Raw genomic sequence first — 17,987 nt, 5'->3', positions numbered from 1 at the left:
GCCACGTCCCCGCCGAGATTCGCCTGATCTCGACAAGATCTACGCTTGTCGCCGTGGAACCACAGTTCATGGACCCTTTGGATCGCCGGATCGTGCACGCGCTGCTGGTCGCGCCGCGGGCGTCGTTCCGGGACCTGGCGGCGGTGCTCGGCACGTCGGACCAGACCGTCGCCCGCCGCTACCGGACCATGCAGGCCGAGCTGGACCTGCGGGTCAGTGGATCGCTTCGCGAGACCCGCCTCGGGTGGGACAGGTGGACCGTGCGGGTGACCGCCACCCCCGACGCGGCCGTCCCGCTGGCGGAGACGCTGGCCGCCCGGCGCGACACCTCGTGGGTCCGCTTGGCGTCGGGCGGGACCCAGGTCCTCTGCGCGATGCAGACCCGAACCCCCGAGGACCGCTCTGCGCTGCTCGACCGCACCGGCTTGCTCCTCGACCGGCTCCGCACCGGCCGGCGGGTCGTCGGGATCAGCGCCAACCTGATGCTCAACGTGTTCAGCCCGGACGCCTGGTCGTGGCTGTCCTCGGCGCTGAGCGACGAGGAGGTCGCCGCGCTGGCCCGCCACGCCCCCGGCCACCCCGACCACCCTGACCACCCCGACCACCCGGGCCACCCGGCGGCGGGCCGGGCCCGCCTGAGCGAGGCCGACGAGGCCCTGGTCGGATTGCTGCGTGCCGACGGCCGGGCCAGCGCGGCCAGCCTGGCCGCGGCGACGGGATGGCACGAGTCGACCGTGCGCCGGCGGATCGCGCAGCTGACGTCGTCGGGTGCGTTGCAGTTCGATGTCGACCTGGACGAGGAGGCGATCGGCATCGAGGCCACCGCCTACCTGTGGCTGAGCGTCGACCCGGGTGCCCTCGACGCCACCGGACGCCAGATCGCCCGCCACCACCAGGCGCCTTTTGTCGCCGCCATCACCGGACCGGCCAACCTCCTGGTCAGCGTGACGTGCCGCGACGCCTCGCACCTTTACCGGTACCTGACCGAGCAGCTCGGGCAGATCCCCGCGGTGCGGGCCATCGAATCGGTGCCGATCGTCAAGACCTACAAGCGCACCGCTTTGGTCAGGCCCCGCTCCGGAGGCTCCTAGCCGTTCGCCGCCCGGGTCTCCTGTTAGCGTCCGAGCGGTGGCCGACAGCGACGCCAAGCAGATCGCCAAGTTCATCGAGCCGCTGCGGGTCAAGCCCGGCTCCGACGTCGACCTGACGAGGGACTTCGACCCGGCGTACAAGGCGGGGCTGGTCACCAAAGAGAAGTCCGAGGAGGTCCTTCAGCGGGGCGTCGCCATCCTCTCCGCCTACCAGGATCGCCTCGCCGCGCAGGACACCACAGGCCTCCTGGTCTGCCTCCAGGCTCTCGACGCGGCCGGCAAGGACGGAGCGATCCGCCACGTCATGAGCGGCGTCAACCCCCAGGGCGTTCACGTCAGCAGCTTCAAGGTGCCCTCCGCCGAGGAGCTGTCCCACGACTTCTTGTGGCGCTACGCCCGCCGCCTGCCGGCCAGGGGCGAGATCGGCATCTTCAACCGGTCCCACTACGAGGAGGTCCTGGTCGTCAGGGTTCACCCCGAGCTGCTGGAACGCCAGCGGCTCCCGGCCGCGGCCAAGGGCACGTCGGTGTGGGAGCGGCGGTTCCGGGAGATCAACGACTGGGAGCGCTACCTGACCGACAACGGCATCACGGTGCTCAAGCTGTTTTTGAACCTGTCCAAGGAGGAGCAGCGGCTGCGGTTCCTGCGCCGGCTGGACCTGGCGGCTCACAACTGGAAGTTCTCGGTGAACGACGTCCAGGAACGGCGCTACTGGGACCGCTACCAGCACGCCTTCTCCGAGATGCTTTCTCACACCAGCACCGACCACGCCCCGTGGTACGTGGTCCCCGCCGACCGGAAGTGGTTCGCCCGCATCTGCGTGTCCCACATCCTGGCCCACACCCTGATGCAGATCGACCCCCACTACCCCACCGTGACGCCCGAGCAGAAGCGGGTGGAGGAGCAGGCCCGCTCCGAGCTGCTCGGCTCGGCGGCCCCCGAGGGTTAGCCCCGCCGGCGGGCCTTGGCGCTGTACATCGCGGCGTCGGCCCGGGCGAGGATGGCGGCCGCCGTCGGCGCCGGCTCGGCCGTGGGGTCCCACCATGCGGTGCCGGCGCTGGCCTGGATCCGGGCCGGTCCCGCCGCCAGCTGGTAAGGCGAGCCGATGACTGCGGTGAGCCGCTCGGTGAGCGCCGCGGCCCCGGCGCGCGTCGGGATCCCCTCTGCGACCACGACGAACTCGTCGCCGCCCCGCCGGGCCACCACGCCGCCGACGGCCTCGCCTCGCAGCCGGGCGGCGACCGCGCACAGCAGCTCGTCGCCAGCGTGATGGCCGAGGGTGTCATTGACCGCCTTGAACCCGTCGAGGTCCAAGTAGGTCACGCTCACCGGCCGGTCCCCCTTCAGCAAGAGACGCAGGTGGGTGTCGAGCAGCGCCCGGTTGGCCAGGTCGGTGAGCGGGTCGTGGGTGGCGAGGTGCTCCAGGTCGAGGCGGGTCTGGTGCAGCTCGGTGATGTCCTGGCCGGTCACCACGACACCGGCCACGACCGGGTCGTCGCTCAGGTCCACCAGCTCCAGGCGGACCGGTACCGCCTCGGGGCGCCGGGCGTGGCGCATCGGGATGTCGATGGTCACCCCCGCCCCCGCCGGCGTCCCGTCCAGGGAGCCTTGGACCACCGCCTCGTAGCCCGCGGCGGCGAAGCGGGCGAGGGGAGCGCCGACGACCACCGACGGGTCGTGCCCGAGAATTCGCCCGAAAGCACCGTTGACGCTGGTCACCACCCCGCCCGGCCCGAGGCACATCACGATGGCCGCGGCGTGCTGGACGATCTGCTGGAAACGGGTGACGTCGCTGCCCGCGACCTCCCACATCCTCCGCTCGGTGAGGTCCCGGGCGGTGCAGACGATCCCGCCGACGCCGGGGACGTCCCGGCAGTCCCGGCCGACGATCTCCACCCAGCGCAGGGTCCCGTCGGGGCGGCACAACCGGATCTCGACGGGGGTACCGCGGTTCTTGCCAGCGCACGCCTCTAGGGAGGACAGGGTCAGCGCCAGGTCGTCGGGGTGCACCACCTCGGACGCGTGCAGGCCGATGCAGTCCTCCACGCTCCGTCCGGCCATCGCCGCGCCGATGGGGTTGACGTAGGTGACCGTGCCGTCGGGGTCGCAGACCACCAGACCGTCGGGGGTGACCGAGGCCACAACGTCAAGGGCTCCCGCCCCAGGAAGCTCCACCTCGCCGGCGCCGATCATCCGATGCGCCGCAGCATCAGCCGCCGCCCCGATCGTCTCGCTGCACGTCGCACCAGCCGCTCACCCCCTCGCCTCGTCGAAATCGTCCGGGCTCGATTGTCGCGCGCGCCCGCGGCCTCCGGAACCCGCCCGCGCCGGCCGACGACCCTACAGGTCAAGTCGGGTGGGCTCCCTGCCGATAAAGCAGACGATGGCGAGAAAGACGAAGGCCACGACGCCCGCGGCGTGGAAGGTCGCGCTCGGGGTCGGGCTGGTCGCGGTCGCCAGCTACTTCGTGCTGCCCGGCACCGACGCCAAGAACGTCGGGTACTCGATGATCGGCGTGGCGTCGGTGTGCTGCGTGGCGGCGGGGATGCGGATGCACCGCCCGGCCCCCCGATCCGGGTGGTACCCCATCGCGACGGGCAACCTGCTGTTCGTCGTCGGCGACGGGGTGCTGTCGCTTTACCCGTCGCTGTTCCATCACGCCGCCCCGTTCCCTTCGGTCGCCGACGCGTTCTACCTGGCGGGCTACCCGTTCTTGATCTACGGCATCCTCCGCCTCACGCAGCGGGGTCGCGACGACCGCAACGGGGTCCGGGAGGGGCTGGCCGACGCCGGGATCGTCTCGATCGCGGCCCTGGCGCTGTTCTGGCATCTGCTGATGGGCTCCTACGCCCAAGATCCGAGTATCGACGCGTTCGGGCGGGCGGTGGAGCTGGCCTACCCGGTGATGGATCTCGGGGTGTTGTTCATCCTGGCCCAGGGCCTGTTCTCCGGGGCGGCCCGCCGGTCGGTGCACTCCCTGCTGGCCGCCGCGATGGTGTCGATGATCGTGGCCGACTTCACCTACGACGTGCTGGTCCTACACAACACGTACTCGACCGGGAACCCGATCGACGCCGGCTGGCTGCTCAACTACGTGCTCGTCGGCGTGGCCGCCCTGCACCCGGACATGGCCCTCGCCCCGGGGGGGGCCAGCGGCGAGCGCGACGGCGGCCGGCGCCTGCCGGTGATCGCCCTGGCCGGGTTCGTCGCGCCGGTCATCCTCCTCGTCAGCGGGGTGCGCAGCAGCCAGTCGGACGTCGCGGTGATGGCCGTGCTCGCCATGGCTCTCTTCGCCCTGGTCGTGCAGCGGATGCGCTGGATGCTCGGGCGGATCACCCGCCAGACCGCGTCGCTGCGCCGGTCGCTTAGCGACCGCGACGACCTCGAGGCGGAGCTGCGCCACCAGGCCCTCCACGACGGGCTGACCGGGCTGGCCAACCGGACGCTGCTCCAAGACCGCGTCGAGCACGCCCTGGCCGGGGCGGTGCGCACCAGGAGCACCGTGGCGGTGTGCTTCTGTGACCTGGACGGCTTCAAGACCGTCAACGACAGCCTCGGCCACCTGGCCGGCGACCAGCTCCTTGTCGCCGCCGGCAAGCGCCTGGCGTCGGTGGTGCGTCCGGGTGACACCGCGGCCCGCCTGGGCGGAGACGAGTTCGCTGTGCTGATGGAGGGGATCACCGACCCGAGCGCGGCCACCGCGGTCGCGGAGCGGATCGTGTCGGTGCTGCGCCAGCCGGTGGACCTCAACGGCCGCCAGATCAGCCTGTCGGTCAGCGTCGGCGTGGCGGTGGCGGACGTCGGCTCCACCGCCGAGCAGCTGCTGAGCGAGGCCGACTCGGCGATGTACGAGGCCAAGGCGTCGGGCCGTAACCGCTTCACGGTGTTCGAGGAGGCGATGCACTCGAGGATCCTGGAGCGCCTCGAGCTGACCAACGCCTTCGCCGGTGCCTTGCAGCGAGGCGAGTTCTACCTCGACTACCAGCCTCAGTTCTCCCTGCAGGACCGCAAGCTGGAGGGCTTCGAGGCTCTCCTCCGGTGGCGCCACCCGGCCCTCGGCCTGGTCGCGCCGGACCGGTTCATTCACCTGGCAGAGGAGACCGGACACATCGTGCCGATCGGGCGGTGGGTGATCGAGCAGGCGTGCCGCCAGGGCGCGGCGTGGTCGGCGGACGGCTCGACCCTCACGATGTCGGTCAACCTGTCGGGACGTCAGCTCACCGACGCCAACCTGGTCGACGACCTGCGCACCGCGCTGTCCATGAGCGGGCTGCCGCCCTCCCAGCTGGTGCTGGAGATCACCGAGAGCGTGCTCATGGTCGACGGCGAGGAGAGCCTGCGGGTCCTGGCCGACTTGAAAGCGACCGGTGTCCGCCTGGCCATCGACGACTTCGGGACCGGCTACTCGTCGCTCAACTACCTGCGCCAGTTCCCCTTCGACCTGCTGAAGATCGACAAGTCCTTCGTTGACCCCCTCGTCGACCCCGGCGGCGAGGGCACCGCGTTCATCGCCACGATCGTCAGCCTGGCCCACAGCCTGGGGCTGGCCACCGTGGCCGAGGGCCTGGAATACGCCGACCAGCAGGAGCGCCTGATCAGCTTGGGTTGCGACTCGGCCCAGGGATTCCTCCTGGCCCGACCGCTCGACGTGGCCGCGGCGGGCCGGCTGGCGTCGGACTACCTCGCCACGCTGTGACCCCGGCGGGCGCTACTCGCTGCGGCTGAACGCGGCGATCGCCACGGCCAGCATGAAGACGCCCATCACCGCGACGACGCCCACCTCGAGCAGGGTCGGGACGTGCCACCCGTCCCAGCTCACCCCGGCGTCGAGGCTGGCGCGGGTCGCCGCGGTGACGTGCAGGTGGTCGAAGACCAGTCGCCGCAGCGGGTCGACGGCGTAGGTCAGCGGGTCGATCCGGTTGAGGACGGTGAGCCACGTCGGCAGGTGCCGGGACGGGAACATCGATCCGGACAGGAAGTACATCGGCATGATCAGCAGCATGTTCAGCGCCATGAACGACTGCATCTGCTGGATCCGCGCCGCCATCATCATCCCGAACGCGCAGATGGTGAACGCCAGCAGCAGCTGGATCCCGAACACCTCGATCATCAGCGTCGGGCTGTAGGGCACCTGGACCAGCCCGGCGATGGCGATGACCACCAGGCCCTCGAAGCCGGCGATCACCGCGCCGCCCAGGCACTTGCCGAGCACCAGCGACCCGCGCCGGACCGGGGCGACGAGCATCTCCCGCAAGAACCCGTACTCCCGGTCCCACACGACCGACGCCGCGGCCATCATGGCGGTCATCAGGACCGACATGCCGAGGATGCCGGGGTAGAAGAAGGTCCGCAGCGACAAGCCGGGACCGAGGTTGACCAGGGTGCCGAGCCCGCTGCCGAGCACGAAGAGGAACAGCACCGGCTGGACCAGCGCGGTGACGATCCGGATCCGGTCGCTGAGGAAGCGCAGCAGCTCCCGGTAGAAGACGATCTTGATCGCCCGCAGCTCGCCGCCGGTGGTGCGGTTGGGGACCCGCACCGCGGCGACCGAGGCGGGCGGGCGGGCTGGTGTGGGCGGCTCTAGGGTGACAGTCATCGGGGCCTCCTGCCCATGCGGGCCATCATCTGCTTGTTGATGTCGCTGGCGCTGGCCTCCGCGTCGCGGATCGTGCGTCCGGTGTAGGCCATGAACACGTCGTCGAGGGTCGGGCGGGCGACGCTGACCGACCGGATGGCGACGGGGAGCTCGGAGAACAGCCGGGGCACGAAGTGCTCGCCCTCCTCGACGGAGAAGGTGACCTCTCCCTCCGACATGTTCGCCTCGAGACCGAAGCGCTCGCCGAGCAGGCCGATGGCCTTGGCGTCGTCGTCGGTGGTGATGCGGATGCGGTCCTTGCCGACGCTGGCCTTGAGGGCCTCTGGGGTCTCGAGGGCGATGATCCGGCCGTCGTCCATGATGGCGATGCGGTCGCAGTACTCGGCCTCGTCCATGTAGTGGGTGGTCATGAACATGGTGATGTCCTCGGTCGCCTTCAGCTCTTGGATGTAGGACCAGATCGACGCCCTGGTCTGAGGGTCCAGGCCGACGGTGGGCTCGTCGAGGAACAGCACCCTCGGCGAGTGCAGCAGCCCCCGGCCGATCTCCAAGCGCCGGCGCATCCCGCCGGAGAAGGTGTTGACTTTGCTCTTTCGACGATCCCACAGGCCCACCATCTTCAAGATGCGCTCGGTGCGCTCCGGGAGCACCGACGCGGGCACGCCGTAGAGCTCGCCGTGGAGGCGCAGGTTCATCTGCGCGCTCAGGTAGCCGTCGAGGGTCTGGTCCTGGAACACCAACCCGATGTGGCGGCGCACGTCGTCGCGCTGGCGGACCACGTCGAAGCCGGCGACCTGCGCGCTGCCCGCGCTCGGCGTGAGCAGGGTGCAAAGCATCGAGATCGTCGTCGACTTCCCGGCGCCGTTGGGCCCGAGGAACCCGAAGGTCTCCCCGCTGAACACGTCGAGGTCGATGCCCCGCACCGCTTGGATATCGCCGTAGGACTTGACCAGTCCCCGGGCGGACACCGCGACGGCCCGCTGCTCTTCGTCCGCGATAGTCGCCACGGCCACCAGTCTGCCAGCCCCCTCCTCGCGGCCGGCACCGCCCGGCACGGCCGGGATCCCGGCCAAGTGGTGACCTCCGGCCCTGGGCTGCCCCCGGCCGCGGGAGGAGGCTTGAGGCGTGAAGAAGCGGATCGTGGTGTTGGGTGGAGGTACCGGCGGAACCTTGGTGGCCAACCGCTTGCGGCGGGCGCTCGACGCCAGCGTCGACATCGTCGTGGTCGACCGCGACGACCGCCACGTCTACCAGCCCGGGTTGCTGTTCGTCCCCTTCGGCGCGGCGGCCGCCGCGGACCTGGTCCGGTCGCGGTCTCGCCAGCTCCGGGCCGGGATCGAGTTCCGCCGGGCCGGGATCGAAAGGGTCGAGCTCGACGAGGACCGCGTGGTCCTAGACGACGGCGACCCGCTCGGCTACGACGCCCTGATCGTGGCCAGCGGCGCCAGCCTCCGACCCGACGAGACCGAAGGGTTGAGCGAGGCGCTGGCCGGCCGCGGCGCCCACTCCTTCTACACCCTGGAGGGCTCCGCCGCCCTGTCCGCCGCCTTGGCCGGTTTCGACGGTGGCCGGCTAGTGGTCAACGTGGTCGACATGCCGATCAAGTGCCCGGTCGCCCCGATCGAGTTTTCGTTCCTGGCCGACTGGTATTTCCGCCAGCGGGGCATCCGCAAGCAGGTGACCATCGTCTTCGCCACCCCCCTGGACGGAGCGTTCACCAAGCAGGTGTGCAACCGGGAGCTGTCCGGCCTGCTCGAAGGGAAAGGCATCGAGGTCGTCACCGAGTTCAACACCGGCGAGGTGGACGGACCGGGGCGGCGGCTGGTGTCCTACGACGGGCGGGAGATCCCCTTCGACCTCGCGGTGGTCGTCCCCCTGCACGGAGGAGCCTCCTATGTGGATCGCTCCGAGGGCCTCGGCAGCGAGTTCGGCTTCGTCCCGGCCGACGAGGCGACGCTGCAGAGCCGAGCCCGACCGAACGTGTTCGTCGTCGGAGACGCCGCGGACATCCCCGTCTCGAAGGCCGGCTCCGTCGCCCACTTCGAGGGTGACATCGTCGCCCGCAACGTGTGCAGCTTCCTCGCCGGCCAGCCCCTCGCGGCGCGCTTCGACGGCCACACCAACTGCTTCATCGAGAGCGGCCACGGCAAGGCCCTGCTCATCGACTACAACTACGAGATCGAGCCGGTCCCGGGCCGGTACCCGAGCCGCGTGGGCCTGCCGCTGCTCAGAGAGTCCCGCCTCAACCACATGGGGAAGCTGGCGTTCCAGCAGCTGTACTGGCACGGCCTGCTCCCCGGTCTCGACATTCCCGGTATCGGCACGGACATGCCCCACGCCGGAAAGCACCTCGAAGTGCTCTCCGGCGCGGGCTGAAAGGAGCGCACATGCCCACGAAGAGCTATGACGGCGTTGACGTCTCGGTCGACGAGCAGGGGTTCTTCACCGACCCGTCTCAGTGGCGGGAGCCGATGGCGTCTGAGATCGCAGCCGAGGAAGGAGTCGGTGAGCTCACTGACCGGCACTGGCAGGTCATCAAGTTCATGCGCCACGAGTACGAGGAGAAGGGCAGCGGACCGAGCGTCCGGGCCCTCGGCAAGACCTCCGGCGTGAGCATCAAGGAGCTCTACCAGCTGTTCCCCAAGGGTCCCGCCAAGCTGGCGGCCAAGATCGCCGGGATCCCCAAGCCGCGTGGCTGCATATAGAAGCTGCACTTAGAAACGGAAGGATCCTTCGATGCCCGACGCAATTGAGAAGGTTTCGATCATCGTGTCCAAGGGCTCCCTGGAGGGGGTGTATCCCGGCCTGATCATGGCCAACGGCGCCCGGGCCGAGGGGATCGAGGCCAACTTGTTCTTCACGTTCTTCGGTCTCGACGTCATCCACAAGGAACGCCACGACCACATCAAGCTGGCCACCGTGGGCAACCCGGGTCTTCATTTCGCCACGCTGCTCGGCGGCCTGCCGGGGGTGTCGTCGGTCATGACCACCTACATGGCCCGCAAGATGGAGAAGCTCGACATCCCCCCCATCCCGGAGTTCGTCGAGATGATCGCCGACACCGGCGCCGCCCTGTACGCCTGCAAGGCGTCGGTCGACCTGTTCGGGCTGGACAAGGGCGACTTCATCCCGCAGGTCTGCGACATCATCACCGTCGGCGAGTTCTACGAGAAGGCCGCCGGCGGGGAGATCATCTTCACCTGACGCAGACCGGCGTAGGGTGCCCGCCAGGTGGCGCCCGACGAGCAGGGGCGCCCGGCGAGGAGAGCGCCCATGCCCGAGGACCAGTCGGCCGCCAGATCGCCCGGCTGGGCCGTCCTCGGGACGGCCAACATCGTCCGCTCCGCGTTCCTCCCGGCTCTCGCCGAAGCCGGCGGCGCCCCGCTCGTGGTCGGCTCGCGCGACGCCGGGCGGGCCGCGGCGTTCGCCGCGGAGACGGGCATCGCTGCTGGGGTCGGCAGCTACCAGGAGGCCATCGCCCATCCCGGCGTGGACGCGGTCTACGTGGCGCTGCCCAACTCGCTGCACGCCGAGTGGTCGGCGGCGGCGCTGGCAGCGGGCAAAGCGGTCCTCTGCGAGAAGCCGCTTTGCACCTCGGTCCCCGAAGCGCAGCGTCTGCTGACCGACGCCAGCGCCGGCGGCGCCCTCCTCTGGGAGGCGTTCGTGTTCCCGTTCCAAGCCCAGTGGGACCGGCTCGCCTCGCTGCTCGCCGACGGGGCCATCGGCGAGCTGCGGGAGATCAGCGCCGCGTTCCACTTTCCCCTTCCCATGGACACCGGCGACATCCGCCTCCAGCCCGGGCTCGGCGGCGGCAGCCTGGCCGACGTCGGCTGCTACCCGGTCCGCTTCGCCCAACTGCTGTTCGAGGCGCCGGCCACCCGGGCCGTGGCCAGCGCCGTCGTCCCCGCCGAGCTCGGCGTGGACGTCGAGGCCGCGGCCATCCTCGACTACCCGGGCGAACGGCGCCTGGAGCTGTCCTGCGGTTTCCGCCGCGCCACGGACATCTTCGCCAGGCTGCTCGGCGACGCCGGCACCATCGTCCTCACCAACCCGTACCACGCCCGGCCGTCCGATTCCATCACCATTCGCCGGCCCGGTCAGGACCCGATAGTGGAGCGTCCGAGCCTGGACCGGTGGAGCTTCACCGGCGCGCTCCGCCACATCTCCGCGGCGGTCCGCGGCGACGAGGCGCCCCGTCACCTGGCGACCGACGACTCGCTGGCCACGGCTCGGGCGCTGGCCGACATAGCCGAGGCGTGGACCCGGATCCCAGATGATTAGAACTTGTTCTTGATTCGGGTCGCCTTTTCGGGGCATGCTGCGGGGCATGGACTGGAGGTCAGGCGACATGCTCACCGACTCCCTGGCGGGGGCGCTGCGGGAGGCGGAGCAGATCATCAAGGACGCTCCGCACGTGCGCGACGAGCAGGACCTGGTCGAGGGCTACGACTACCTGGCCGGCAGCATCAAGGCGTCGCTGCACATGGCGTGGGCCCATGAGCGGGACTTCCCGTTCTTCGTGCAGTCCACCGGCCCCTACGCCAAGATGGGCCTAGACAACCCCGACACGCTGTACTTCCACTCCTACGTCCGAGACGACAGCGAGTACGTCGTCACCGGCCGGCGAGGCACGACCCGCGACCTCAGCTTCCAGGTCCTCGGCGGCGACTACTCCCCCGTCGAGGTGCCCGACAGCCTGACGGCCTTCGACGACCGGGCGATCCGCGTCGACGACGACGGGCGCTACGAGATCCGCTTCGGGCCAGGCCCAGCGGGCGACAACCGCTTCACGCTCGGGCCGGGCTCCGCGATGCTCGTCGTGCGGGAGGTGTACAGCGACTGGGCGACCGAGCAGCGCGGCACGATCCGGATCCGTAGGGTCGGCAGCGCCGGCCGGGTGCCGGCTCCGCTGTCGATGCCGGACATGGAAAAGCGCTACCGCGTCGCCGGCAAGATGCTGCTGTCTAGGTTGCGGACGTTCCTCGAGTTCCCGAAATGGTTCTACCTGGAACTGCCGGTGAACACCTTGACCGAGCCTCGGCGCACCCCCGGAGGGCTGAGCACGCAGTTCTCGTCGGTCGGTCACTACGACCTCGACTACGACCAGGTGATGGTCGTCACCGTGCCCAAGTCCGACGCGCCGTACCAGGGGATCCAGCTGGGCACCATGTGGTACGTCTCGCTGGACTACATCAACCACCAGACCAGCCTCACCGCGGACCAGGCCCGGGTCGACCCCGACGGCAACATCCGCTTCGTGATCAGCGAGCGCGACCCCGGCGTGGCCAACTGGTTGGAGCGGACCGGGCACCGCCGGGGGTACGTGCAGATCCGCTGGCAGCGCTTGTCCCGGGACCTGGGGCCGGGCGACGGCCCGGCGGTGGAGCTGTGCCGGATCGACGAGCTGCCGAAGGTGCTGGCGTTTTACGACCAGGCCACGATCGGCCCCGACGACTTCGCGGCCCGGATCGAAGCCCGGCGGGCGGCGGTCGGCGCCCGGATGCTCGGCTGATGCTCCTGGAGGGGAAGGTGGTGGTGATCTCCGGGGTGGGGTCGGGCCTCGGCCGGTCGCTGGCTTTGCAGTGCGCCCGGGCCGGTGCCGACGTGGTCCTAGCGGCGCGCACCGCGGACCGCCTCGACGCGGTCGCCAAGGAGGTCGCCGGGTTCGGCCGGCGGGCGCTGGCGGTGCCGTCGGACATCAACGAGGAGACCGCCCCCGCCCGCCTGGCCGCTCAGGCGCTCGAGGGGTTCGGGCGCGTCGACGGGCTGGTCAACAACGCGTTCGCGATGCCGCCCATCAGGGAGTTGGGGAAAGTCGACCCAGTCGAGCTGCGAGGCGCGTTCGAGACCAACGTCCTCGGCGCGCTGCGCGTGACCCGTCAGCTGGCGCCGGCGCTAGAAGACGCCCGCGGCGCCGCGGTGATGATCAACTCCGCGGTCCTGCGCCACTCCCAGCGGGGGTTCGGCCCCTACAAGGTGACCAAGGCCGCGCTGCTCGCCGCCACCCAGGCCCTCGCCACCGAGCTCGGGCCGCGCCAGGTGCGGGTCAACTCGGTGGCGCCGGGCTACATCTGGGGCGACAACCTCAAGTGGTGGTTCTCCCATCTGGCCGAGCGGCAAGGGACAACCCCCGAGCAGGTGTACGAGGAGGCGGCGTCGTCGACCGACCTGCGGCGGCTACCGGAGCCCGACGAGGTCGCCGACGCCGTGGTGTTCTTGCTCTCGGACCTGGCCCGGGCGGTCACCGGCCAGTGCCTGGACGTCAACTGCGGCGAATACCACCACTGAACCAGTACCACCACTGGAGGGGACAGCGATGCGAGACGACGTCGGTACCGTCGAGGACCTGGAGCAGGCGGCGACGCGGGTTACCGGCCTCGACGACTTCGGGGACCGCGACTACGGGGAGGGGCTCGGGGTGCTGCTCGACTCCTATCACCGCGACGCCGCCCTCACCCCGCTCGGACGGAAGGTGAAGCGGGCGTTCCTCCGCGGCGCGCTGGCCGCCCGCCTGCTCAGCCAGGACGGGTGGAGGCGCCATCCGCAGCACGCCGACGTGGCGATCGACCGGCCGGTGTTGGTGACTGGGCTGCCGCGCACGGGGACCACCGCCTTGCACCGCCTGCTGGCCGCCGACCCGGCCAACCAAGGCCTCGAGGTGTGGCTGACCGACGTTCCCCAGCCCCGCCCACCCCGGGAGAGGTGGGCCGACGACCCGGTGTTCCAGCAGATCCAGGCCGGCTACGAGCAGCACAAGGTCGCGCACCCCGAGTTCCTCGGCGCCCACGAAATGTCCGCGGAGCAAGTCGAGGAGTGCTGGCAGCTGCTCCGCCAGTCGGCGATGTCGATCTCCTACGAGTGCCTGGCGTACATCCCGACCTACTCGGCGTGGCTGGAACGCCAGGACTGGACCGCGGCGTACGCCCGCCACCGGCGCAACCTGCAGCTGATCGGCCTGCCCGACGCCGGGCGGCGTTGGGTGCTCAAGAACCCCAGCCATCTGTTCGCGCTGGACGCGCTGATGGCGGTGTACCCCGACGCCCTCGTCGTCCAGACCCACCGGGCGCCCCGCTCGGTCATCGCCTCGGTGTGCAGCCTCAACGCCCAAGCGTCCGACGGCTGGTCGTCGGTGTTCGCCGGCCCGACGGTAGGCGCCGCCCAACTGGAGCTGTGGGGGCGCGGCGCCGACACGTTCCAGCGGGACCGGGAGGGCCACGACCCGGACCGGTTCCTCGACGTCTACTACGACGAGTTCGTCGCCGACCCGCTCCGGACCGTCGAGACCATCTACGACCGTGTCGGCCAGCCGCTGCTCCCGGGGGCTCGCGCCGCGATGGACGGCCTGTTGCACGCCGGCGCCGGGCGCCCGGCGCACCGCTACACCCTGGAGGAGTTCGGCTTGCGCCCCGAGGAGGTCGACGACCGCTTCAGCGGCTACCTGGCCGCCCACCCCCAGCTGGCCGCCCGCCGATGATTTACGGGGCCGGCGCAGTCATCAAGGCATGACCAAAGTGCTGACCCACATGTGCATGTCGCTGGACGGGTTCGTCGCCCAACCCGACGACAACCCCGGCGAGCTGTTCGAGTGGTACTGGGGCGGCGACGTCACGGTGCCGAGCGCCCAGGACACCATGAGCTTCTCCACCGACGCCGCCAGCGCGCCGATGCTCCAGGAGCTCACGTCGGGTTGCGGCGCCATCGTCTCCGGCCGCCGGCTCTTCGACCAGACCGACGGGTGGGGCGACAACCACCCTGCCGGCGCCCCGGTCGTCGTCGTCACCCACCGCCCGCCGCCGCCCGACGCGGCCGAGCGGTTCCCCCGCACGACCTTCACCGGCTCCGTCGCCGATGGGGTCACCGCCGCCAAGTCCGTGGCCGGAGCCAAGTTCGTGACCATCGCCAGCGCCGACATCATCCAGCAGGCCCTCAACCTCGGCCTCGTCGACGAGATCTGCGTCAGCCTGGTCCCGGTCCTGTTCGGGGCCGGTGTCCGCTACTTCGCCGAGCTGACCGGCGGCCACGTCCTCCTCGACGACCCGGTCGTGGTCCAAGGCGCCCGCGCGTTGCACCTGCGCTACCCGGTTCGGCCGCCCGGCTGACACGCCGCAAGCCGGAGCAACCCCGCCGCTTCCACCGCCCGCCGCCCGCCGCCCGGTAGGGCACCATGGCGGGATGACCGGACCCGACCGGCGCCTCGGCCGGATCTTCGACGAGGCACCCGATCTCTACGACCGCGTGCGGCCCTCCTACCCCGCGGAGCTGTTCGAGGATTTGGCCGCCCTCGCCGGCATCGGCGCCGGGTCTTCGGTGCTCGAGGTGGGCTGCGGCACCGGCCAGGCGACCCGCCCGCTGGCCGACCTGGGATGCTCGGTCACCGCCGTGGAGCCAGGCCCGGGGATGGCCTCGCTCGCCCGGCGTAACGTCGCCGGCCGGCCCAACGTCGAGGTCGAGACCTCGACGTTCGAGGAGTGGGACGAGCGCGCCAGGCGCTTCGACGCGCTGGTCGCGGCGTCGGCGTGGCATTGGGTCGACCCCTCGGTCGGCTGGGCCCGGGCCCGTGACCTCCTCCGCCCCGGAGGGTCGGTCGCGCTGCTCTCGAACGTGGTGACCCGCCGGCCCGGCGAGCCGGAGGTCTACGCCGCGACCGCCGACCTCCACGACCGGTACTGCCCCGGCAACCCCAACTGGGGGCACCCGCCGCTCGAGGAGGAGGTCCGCGCCGCAGGCCCCGGCTGGGGGACGCTCGAGCGCATCGAGGACCCCGGCCCCCTGTTCGAGGCACCAACCGTGCGGTTCTATCCCCACGTCCAGTGGTTCAACGGGGAGGGGTTCGCCGATCTGCTCCTGTCCGTCTCGATCTACCGCTCGCTCGACCCGGATGCCCGAGGCGCGCTGCTCGGCGCCATCGCCGAGCGGATCCGCACCCGAATGGGCGACCGGGTGCCCCGGCGCTACCTCGCCGTCCTGCGGGTCGCTCGGCGCTGCGAATGAAGTTTTGGGGACGCCGGTGGCCGGCCCGTATCGTTTAGGGGTGCCCCCCGCGCCGAGGACGGTCGCCGTCGCCGGAGCCACCGGCCACATCGGGTCCCTGACCGCCGCCGCGCTGCGCGCCGGCGGCCACGACGTGGTCGAGATCAGCCGGGCTCGGGGCGTCGACCTGCGTTCCGGCGCCGGTTTGGAGGGCGTCCTCGCCGGGGTGGAGGCGGTCATCGACGCCACCAACGCCGCCACCCGGGACCGCGACGCGACGGTGGAGTTCTTCTCCACCACGACCGCGAACCTCCTTGAGGCGGAGCGGCGCGCCGGCGTCGGCCACCACGTCGTGCTGTCGATCGTCGGGCCCGCCGAGCCGGCCCGCAACCCCCACTACGCGGGCAAGCTGGCCCAGGAGGCCGCGGTCGTCGGAGGTCCTGTGCCTTGGACGATCGTGCGTTCGACCCAGTTCCACGACTTCGCGGCCACCGTCGTGGGCTGGAGCGAGAGCGACGGGGTGGCTGCCGTCCCTCCGCTGCTCGTCCAGCCGATCGCTCCTACCGACGTGGCAGCCGTCCTCGCCGAGGTCGGACTCGGCGCGCCCCAGCACCGGCGCCTCGACGTCGCCGGACCCGAAACCCAAGATCTCGTCGACATGGCCCGTCGGACGCTCGCCGCCCGCGACCGACAGGTGCGGCTGGTGCCGACGTGGGACGGCCCCTTCGACGTGACGATGGCCGGCAACGTCTTGCTGCCCGGCCCGGGAGCCCGGATCATGCCGACCACGTTCGACGAATGGTTGAGCCACGAGGCGGCGGGCGGCTGACGTCTTGGTCGGCCGCGTCGGCGGTGTCGCTCAGGCCTGGGCGGCGACCCCGTCTACGAGGCGGTCGATGGGCGCGATACCGAGGTAGCGGCCGACCTCGTCGATGACGATCAACGGGGCGAAGCGCTGGCCGGCGCTCCTGGCCATGGCCCGGCGCAGGGCTTGGGCCGCCGGCGTCCCGGCGTTGACCTGTTGACCGGCGCCCGGGCCGTTCGCCACCAGGTCATCGGGGCTGACCACGGCGGAAGGCCGGCCCAGGCGGTCGGCGACGACCACCCAGTCGAGGTCGTCGTCGGCGCCGAGGAGCGCCGAGGCCGCGGCCAGGTCCGCCGCCATGGGACACGCGACCAGGTGGGCGGCCACGGTCCCCGGCCTGGCGGCCCGGACCGGCGCCTCCCGGTAGGCGGCCCAGGTCGACGCCTCGCCGAGACCGGACCACCCCGGCGCGGGCCGGCCGACGAAGTAGCCCTGCGCCAGCGGGATGCCGAGCTCGGCGATTACGTCGAGCTCGGGCCGGCGCTCGATCCCCTCCGCCAGCACCCACGCGTCGGTCCGATCGGCGAAGGTTCCGATCATCTCGGCGAGCACCCGTTTGGCCGGGTCCCGGTCGATCCGGTCGACCAGGTGACGGTCGAGCTTGATGATCGATGGACGCAGCTCGAGGAGGTGGCGGAGCCCGGCGTAGCCGGCTCCGGCGTCGTCGACTGCGACCAGGGCGCCGGAGTTGCGCCAGCGCCGCAGCTGGCGTTCGAGTTCGGGGTACGACTCGACCACCGTCTGCTCGGTGACCTCGAGAACCACCCCGGCGAGGTCACCGGCCGCGGCCAGCGCCTGCTGGACCAGCGGCTCGGATAGCTCCGCTGGTGAGACGTTCACGGTGAGAAAGCAGTTGTTTGGCAGCGACGGGCGGGCGGCCAACGCCAGGCTGATGGCCGCCGCCTCGAGTTGGGCCGCCATCCCCGCGGCCCGGGCCGCGGCGAACCACTCCTCTACCGACAGGCCCGGCTCGTCGAAGCGGGCCAAGGCTTCGTACCCGGCGACGGTGCCGGCCCGGACGTCCATGATCGGCTGGTAGACGATCCGCACCGCCTTCTCGTTGAGCACCCCGGAGATGCGGCGCCGCCACGCCGACTGCGAGCGGTCCGGGCCGGAGGGCGCCGTCGCAGCGGGGACGGCGGTCACCCCGCGAAGATGTGCTGCCGGACCTCGGCGACGACGCCCGCGGGGATGGTGCGCATCCCGTGGGCCACGGCGGCGTGCTCGGCCACCCCGAGGAGGATCTCCTCTTCCGTCTCGCAGCTCCAAGAGGCGGTGCAGCCCGGGACCACGTCCCCACAAGCAAAGGTCTTCACGGGATCTCCTCTAACGGCCCTAACGGCCGGCCGGCCGCCGCCCTCGAACAGGTAGCGGAATCGGTGTCTGGGGGGAAGATCGGCGGGCCCGGACCCCGCCTAAAGGACTATTCGGCTGGGCGGGCCGAAAACGCTGCGCTCCGCCTGGC

The 17,987-nt window shown here is 71.1% G+C and carries 18 protein-coding genes; 13 read left to right on the top strand and 5 right to left on the bottom strand.

Annotated features, from left to right (window positions below):
* Window positions 1-53: 53 nt before the first annotated feature.
* Entirely contained in the window at window positions 54-1,091 is a 1,038-nt protein-coding gene (locus K6U06_RS00200; RefSeq protein ID WP_262319863.1) for an Lrp/AsnC family transcriptional regulator, read from the top strand.
* 37 nt (window positions 1,092-1,128) lie between these two features.
* Complete coding sequence (locus tag K6U06_RS00195) at window positions 1,129-2,040, top strand: polyphosphate kinase 2 family protein (RefSeq protein ID WP_262319862.1); 912 nt, start codon at window positions 1,129-1,131, stop codon at window positions 2,038-2,040.
* Here K6U06_RS00195 and K6U06_RS00190 read toward each other — a convergent pair.
* On the bottom strand, window positions 2,037-3,284 hold the full coding sequence (locus tag K6U06_RS00190; RefSeq protein ID WP_262319861.1) for a diguanylate cyclase domain-containing protein: 1,248 nt from the start codon (window positions 3,282-3,284) through the stop codon (window positions 2,037-2,039). The genes K6U06_RS00195 and K6U06_RS00190 overlap by 4 nt on opposite strands.
* 190 nt (window positions 3,285-3,474) lie before the next feature.
* Here K6U06_RS00190 and K6U06_RS00185 point away from each other — a divergent pair, with 190 nt between their 5' ends.
* Window positions 3,475-5,787, top strand: coding sequence for a putative bifunctional diguanylate cyclase/phosphodiesterase (locus K6U06_RS00185; RefSeq protein ID WP_262319860.1), 2,313 nt, complete (start codon window positions 3,475-3,477; stop codon window positions 5,785-5,787).
* A gap of 12 nt (window positions 5,788-5,799) precedes the next feature.
* Here K6U06_RS00185 and K6U06_RS00180 read toward each other — a convergent pair whose 3' ends face one another.
* Together K6U06_RS00180 and K6U06_RS00175 are read right to left on the bottom strand one after the other, a co-directional pair.
* A complete protein-coding gene (locus K6U06_RS00180; protein ID WP_262319859.1) occupies window positions 5,800-6,687 on the bottom strand; it encodes an ABC transporter permease in 888 nt (295 codons plus the stop codon).
* On the bottom strand, window positions 6,684-7,694 hold the full coding sequence (locus K6U06_RS00175; RefSeq protein WP_262319858.1) for an ATP-binding cassette domain-containing protein: 1,011 nt from the start codon (window positions 7,692-7,694) through the stop codon (window positions 6,684-6,686). The genes K6U06_RS00180 and K6U06_RS00175 overlap by 4 nt, the downstream gene beginning before the upstream one ends.
* Before the next feature lie 118 nt (window positions 7,695-7,812).
* On the opposite strand from K6U06_RS00175, the gene K6U06_RS00170 reads away from it, so the two are divergent.
* From K6U06_RS00170 to K6U06_RS00125, 10 genes are all read left to right on the top strand, one after another.
* Complete coding sequence (locus K6U06_RS00170; RefSeq protein ID WP_262319857.1) at window positions 7,813-9,063, top strand: FAD/NAD(P)-binding oxidoreductase; 1,251 nt, start codon at window positions 7,813-7,815, stop codon at window positions 9,061-9,063.
* Between the two features lie 11 nt (window positions 9,064-9,074).
* Window positions 9,075-9,392: a TusE/DsrC/DsvC family sulfur relay protein gene (locus K6U06_RS00165; RefSeq protein WP_262319856.1), complete on the top strand. Its 318-nt coding sequence runs from the start codon at window positions 9,075-9,077 to the stop codon at window positions 9,390-9,392.
* A 31-nt stretch (window positions 9,393-9,423) separates the two neighbouring features.
* Window positions 9,424-9,891 carry a DsrE/DsrF/DrsH-like family protein gene (locus K6U06_RS00160; protein WP_262319855.1) on the top strand — a complete coding sequence of 156 codons (468 nt, stop codon included), beginning with the start codon at window positions 9,424-9,426 and terminating at the stop codon, window positions 9,889-9,891.
* A gap of 69 nt (window positions 9,892-9,960) precedes the next feature.
* The gene (locus K6U06_RS00155) at window positions 9,961-10,968 is read left to right on the top strand and encodes a Gfo/Idh/MocA family protein (protein ID WP_262319854.1); all 1,008 of its coding nucleotides are present in this window, start codon (window positions 9,961-9,963) and stop codon (window positions 10,966-10,968) included.
* Between the two features lie 67 nt (window positions 10,969-11,035).
* Entirely contained in the window at window positions 11,036-12,199 is a 1,164-nt protein-coding gene (locus tag K6U06_RS00150) for a hypothetical protein (protein ID WP_410050956.1), read from the top strand.
* Entirely contained in the window at window positions 12,199-12,975 is a 777-nt protein-coding gene (locus tag K6U06_RS00145; RefSeq protein ID WP_262319852.1) for an SDR family oxidoreductase, read from the top strand. The genes K6U06_RS00150 and K6U06_RS00145 overlap by 1 nt, the downstream gene beginning before the upstream one ends.
* Window positions 12,976-13,003: 28 nt before the next feature.
* Window positions 13,004-14,161: a sulfotransferase family protein gene (locus K6U06_RS00140; RefSeq protein WP_262319851.1), complete on the top strand. Its 1,158-nt coding sequence runs from the start codon at window positions 13,004-13,006 to the stop codon at window positions 14,159-14,161.
* Window positions 14,162-14,189: 28 nt separating this feature from the next.
* Window positions 14,190-14,786 (top strand): dihydrofolate reductase family protein, encoded by a 597-nt coding sequence (locus tag K6U06_RS00135; protein ID WP_262319850.1) that lies wholly within the window; start codon window positions 14,190-14,192, stop codon window positions 14,784-14,786.
* 73 nt (window positions 14,787-14,859) lie between these two features.
* Window positions 14,860-15,678, top strand: a complete 819-nt coding sequence (locus tag K6U06_RS00130) for a class I SAM-dependent methyltransferase (protein ID WP_262319849.1) — start codon at window positions 14,860-14,862, stop codon at window positions 15,676-15,678.
* Window positions 15,679-15,718: 40 nt separating this feature from the next.
* Window positions 15,719-16,486, top strand: coding sequence for an SDR family oxidoreductase (locus K6U06_RS00125; protein ID WP_262319848.1), 768 nt, complete (start codon window positions 15,719-15,721; stop codon window positions 16,484-16,486).
* Between the two features lie 30 nt (window positions 16,487-16,516).
* Here the strand turns inward: K6U06_RS00125 and K6U06_RS00120 are convergent, their stop codons facing one another.
* The gene (locus K6U06_RS00120) at window positions 16,517-17,668 is read right to left on the bottom strand and encodes an EAL domain-containing protein (RefSeq protein ID WP_262319847.1); all 1,152 of its coding nucleotides are present in this window, start codon (window positions 17,666-17,668) and stop codon (window positions 16,517-16,519) included.
* Window positions 17,665-17,838, bottom strand: a complete 174-nt coding sequence (locus tag K6U06_RS00115; protein ID WP_262319846.1) for a DUF1059 domain-containing protein — start codon at window positions 17,836-17,838, stop codon at window positions 17,665-17,667. Before K6U06_RS00115 ends, K6U06_RS00120 begins: the two co-directional genes overlap by 4 nt.
* Window positions 17,839-17,987: the final 149 nt, after the last annotated feature.

It is taken from the genome of Acidiferrimicrobium sp. IK, from assembly GCF_025499425.1.
Taxonomy (GTDB): domain Bacteria; phylum Actinomycetota; class Acidimicrobiia; order Acidimicrobiales; family Palsa-688; genus Acidiferrimicrobium.
This window is presented reverse-complemented; position numbering and strand designations above follow the sequence as displayed.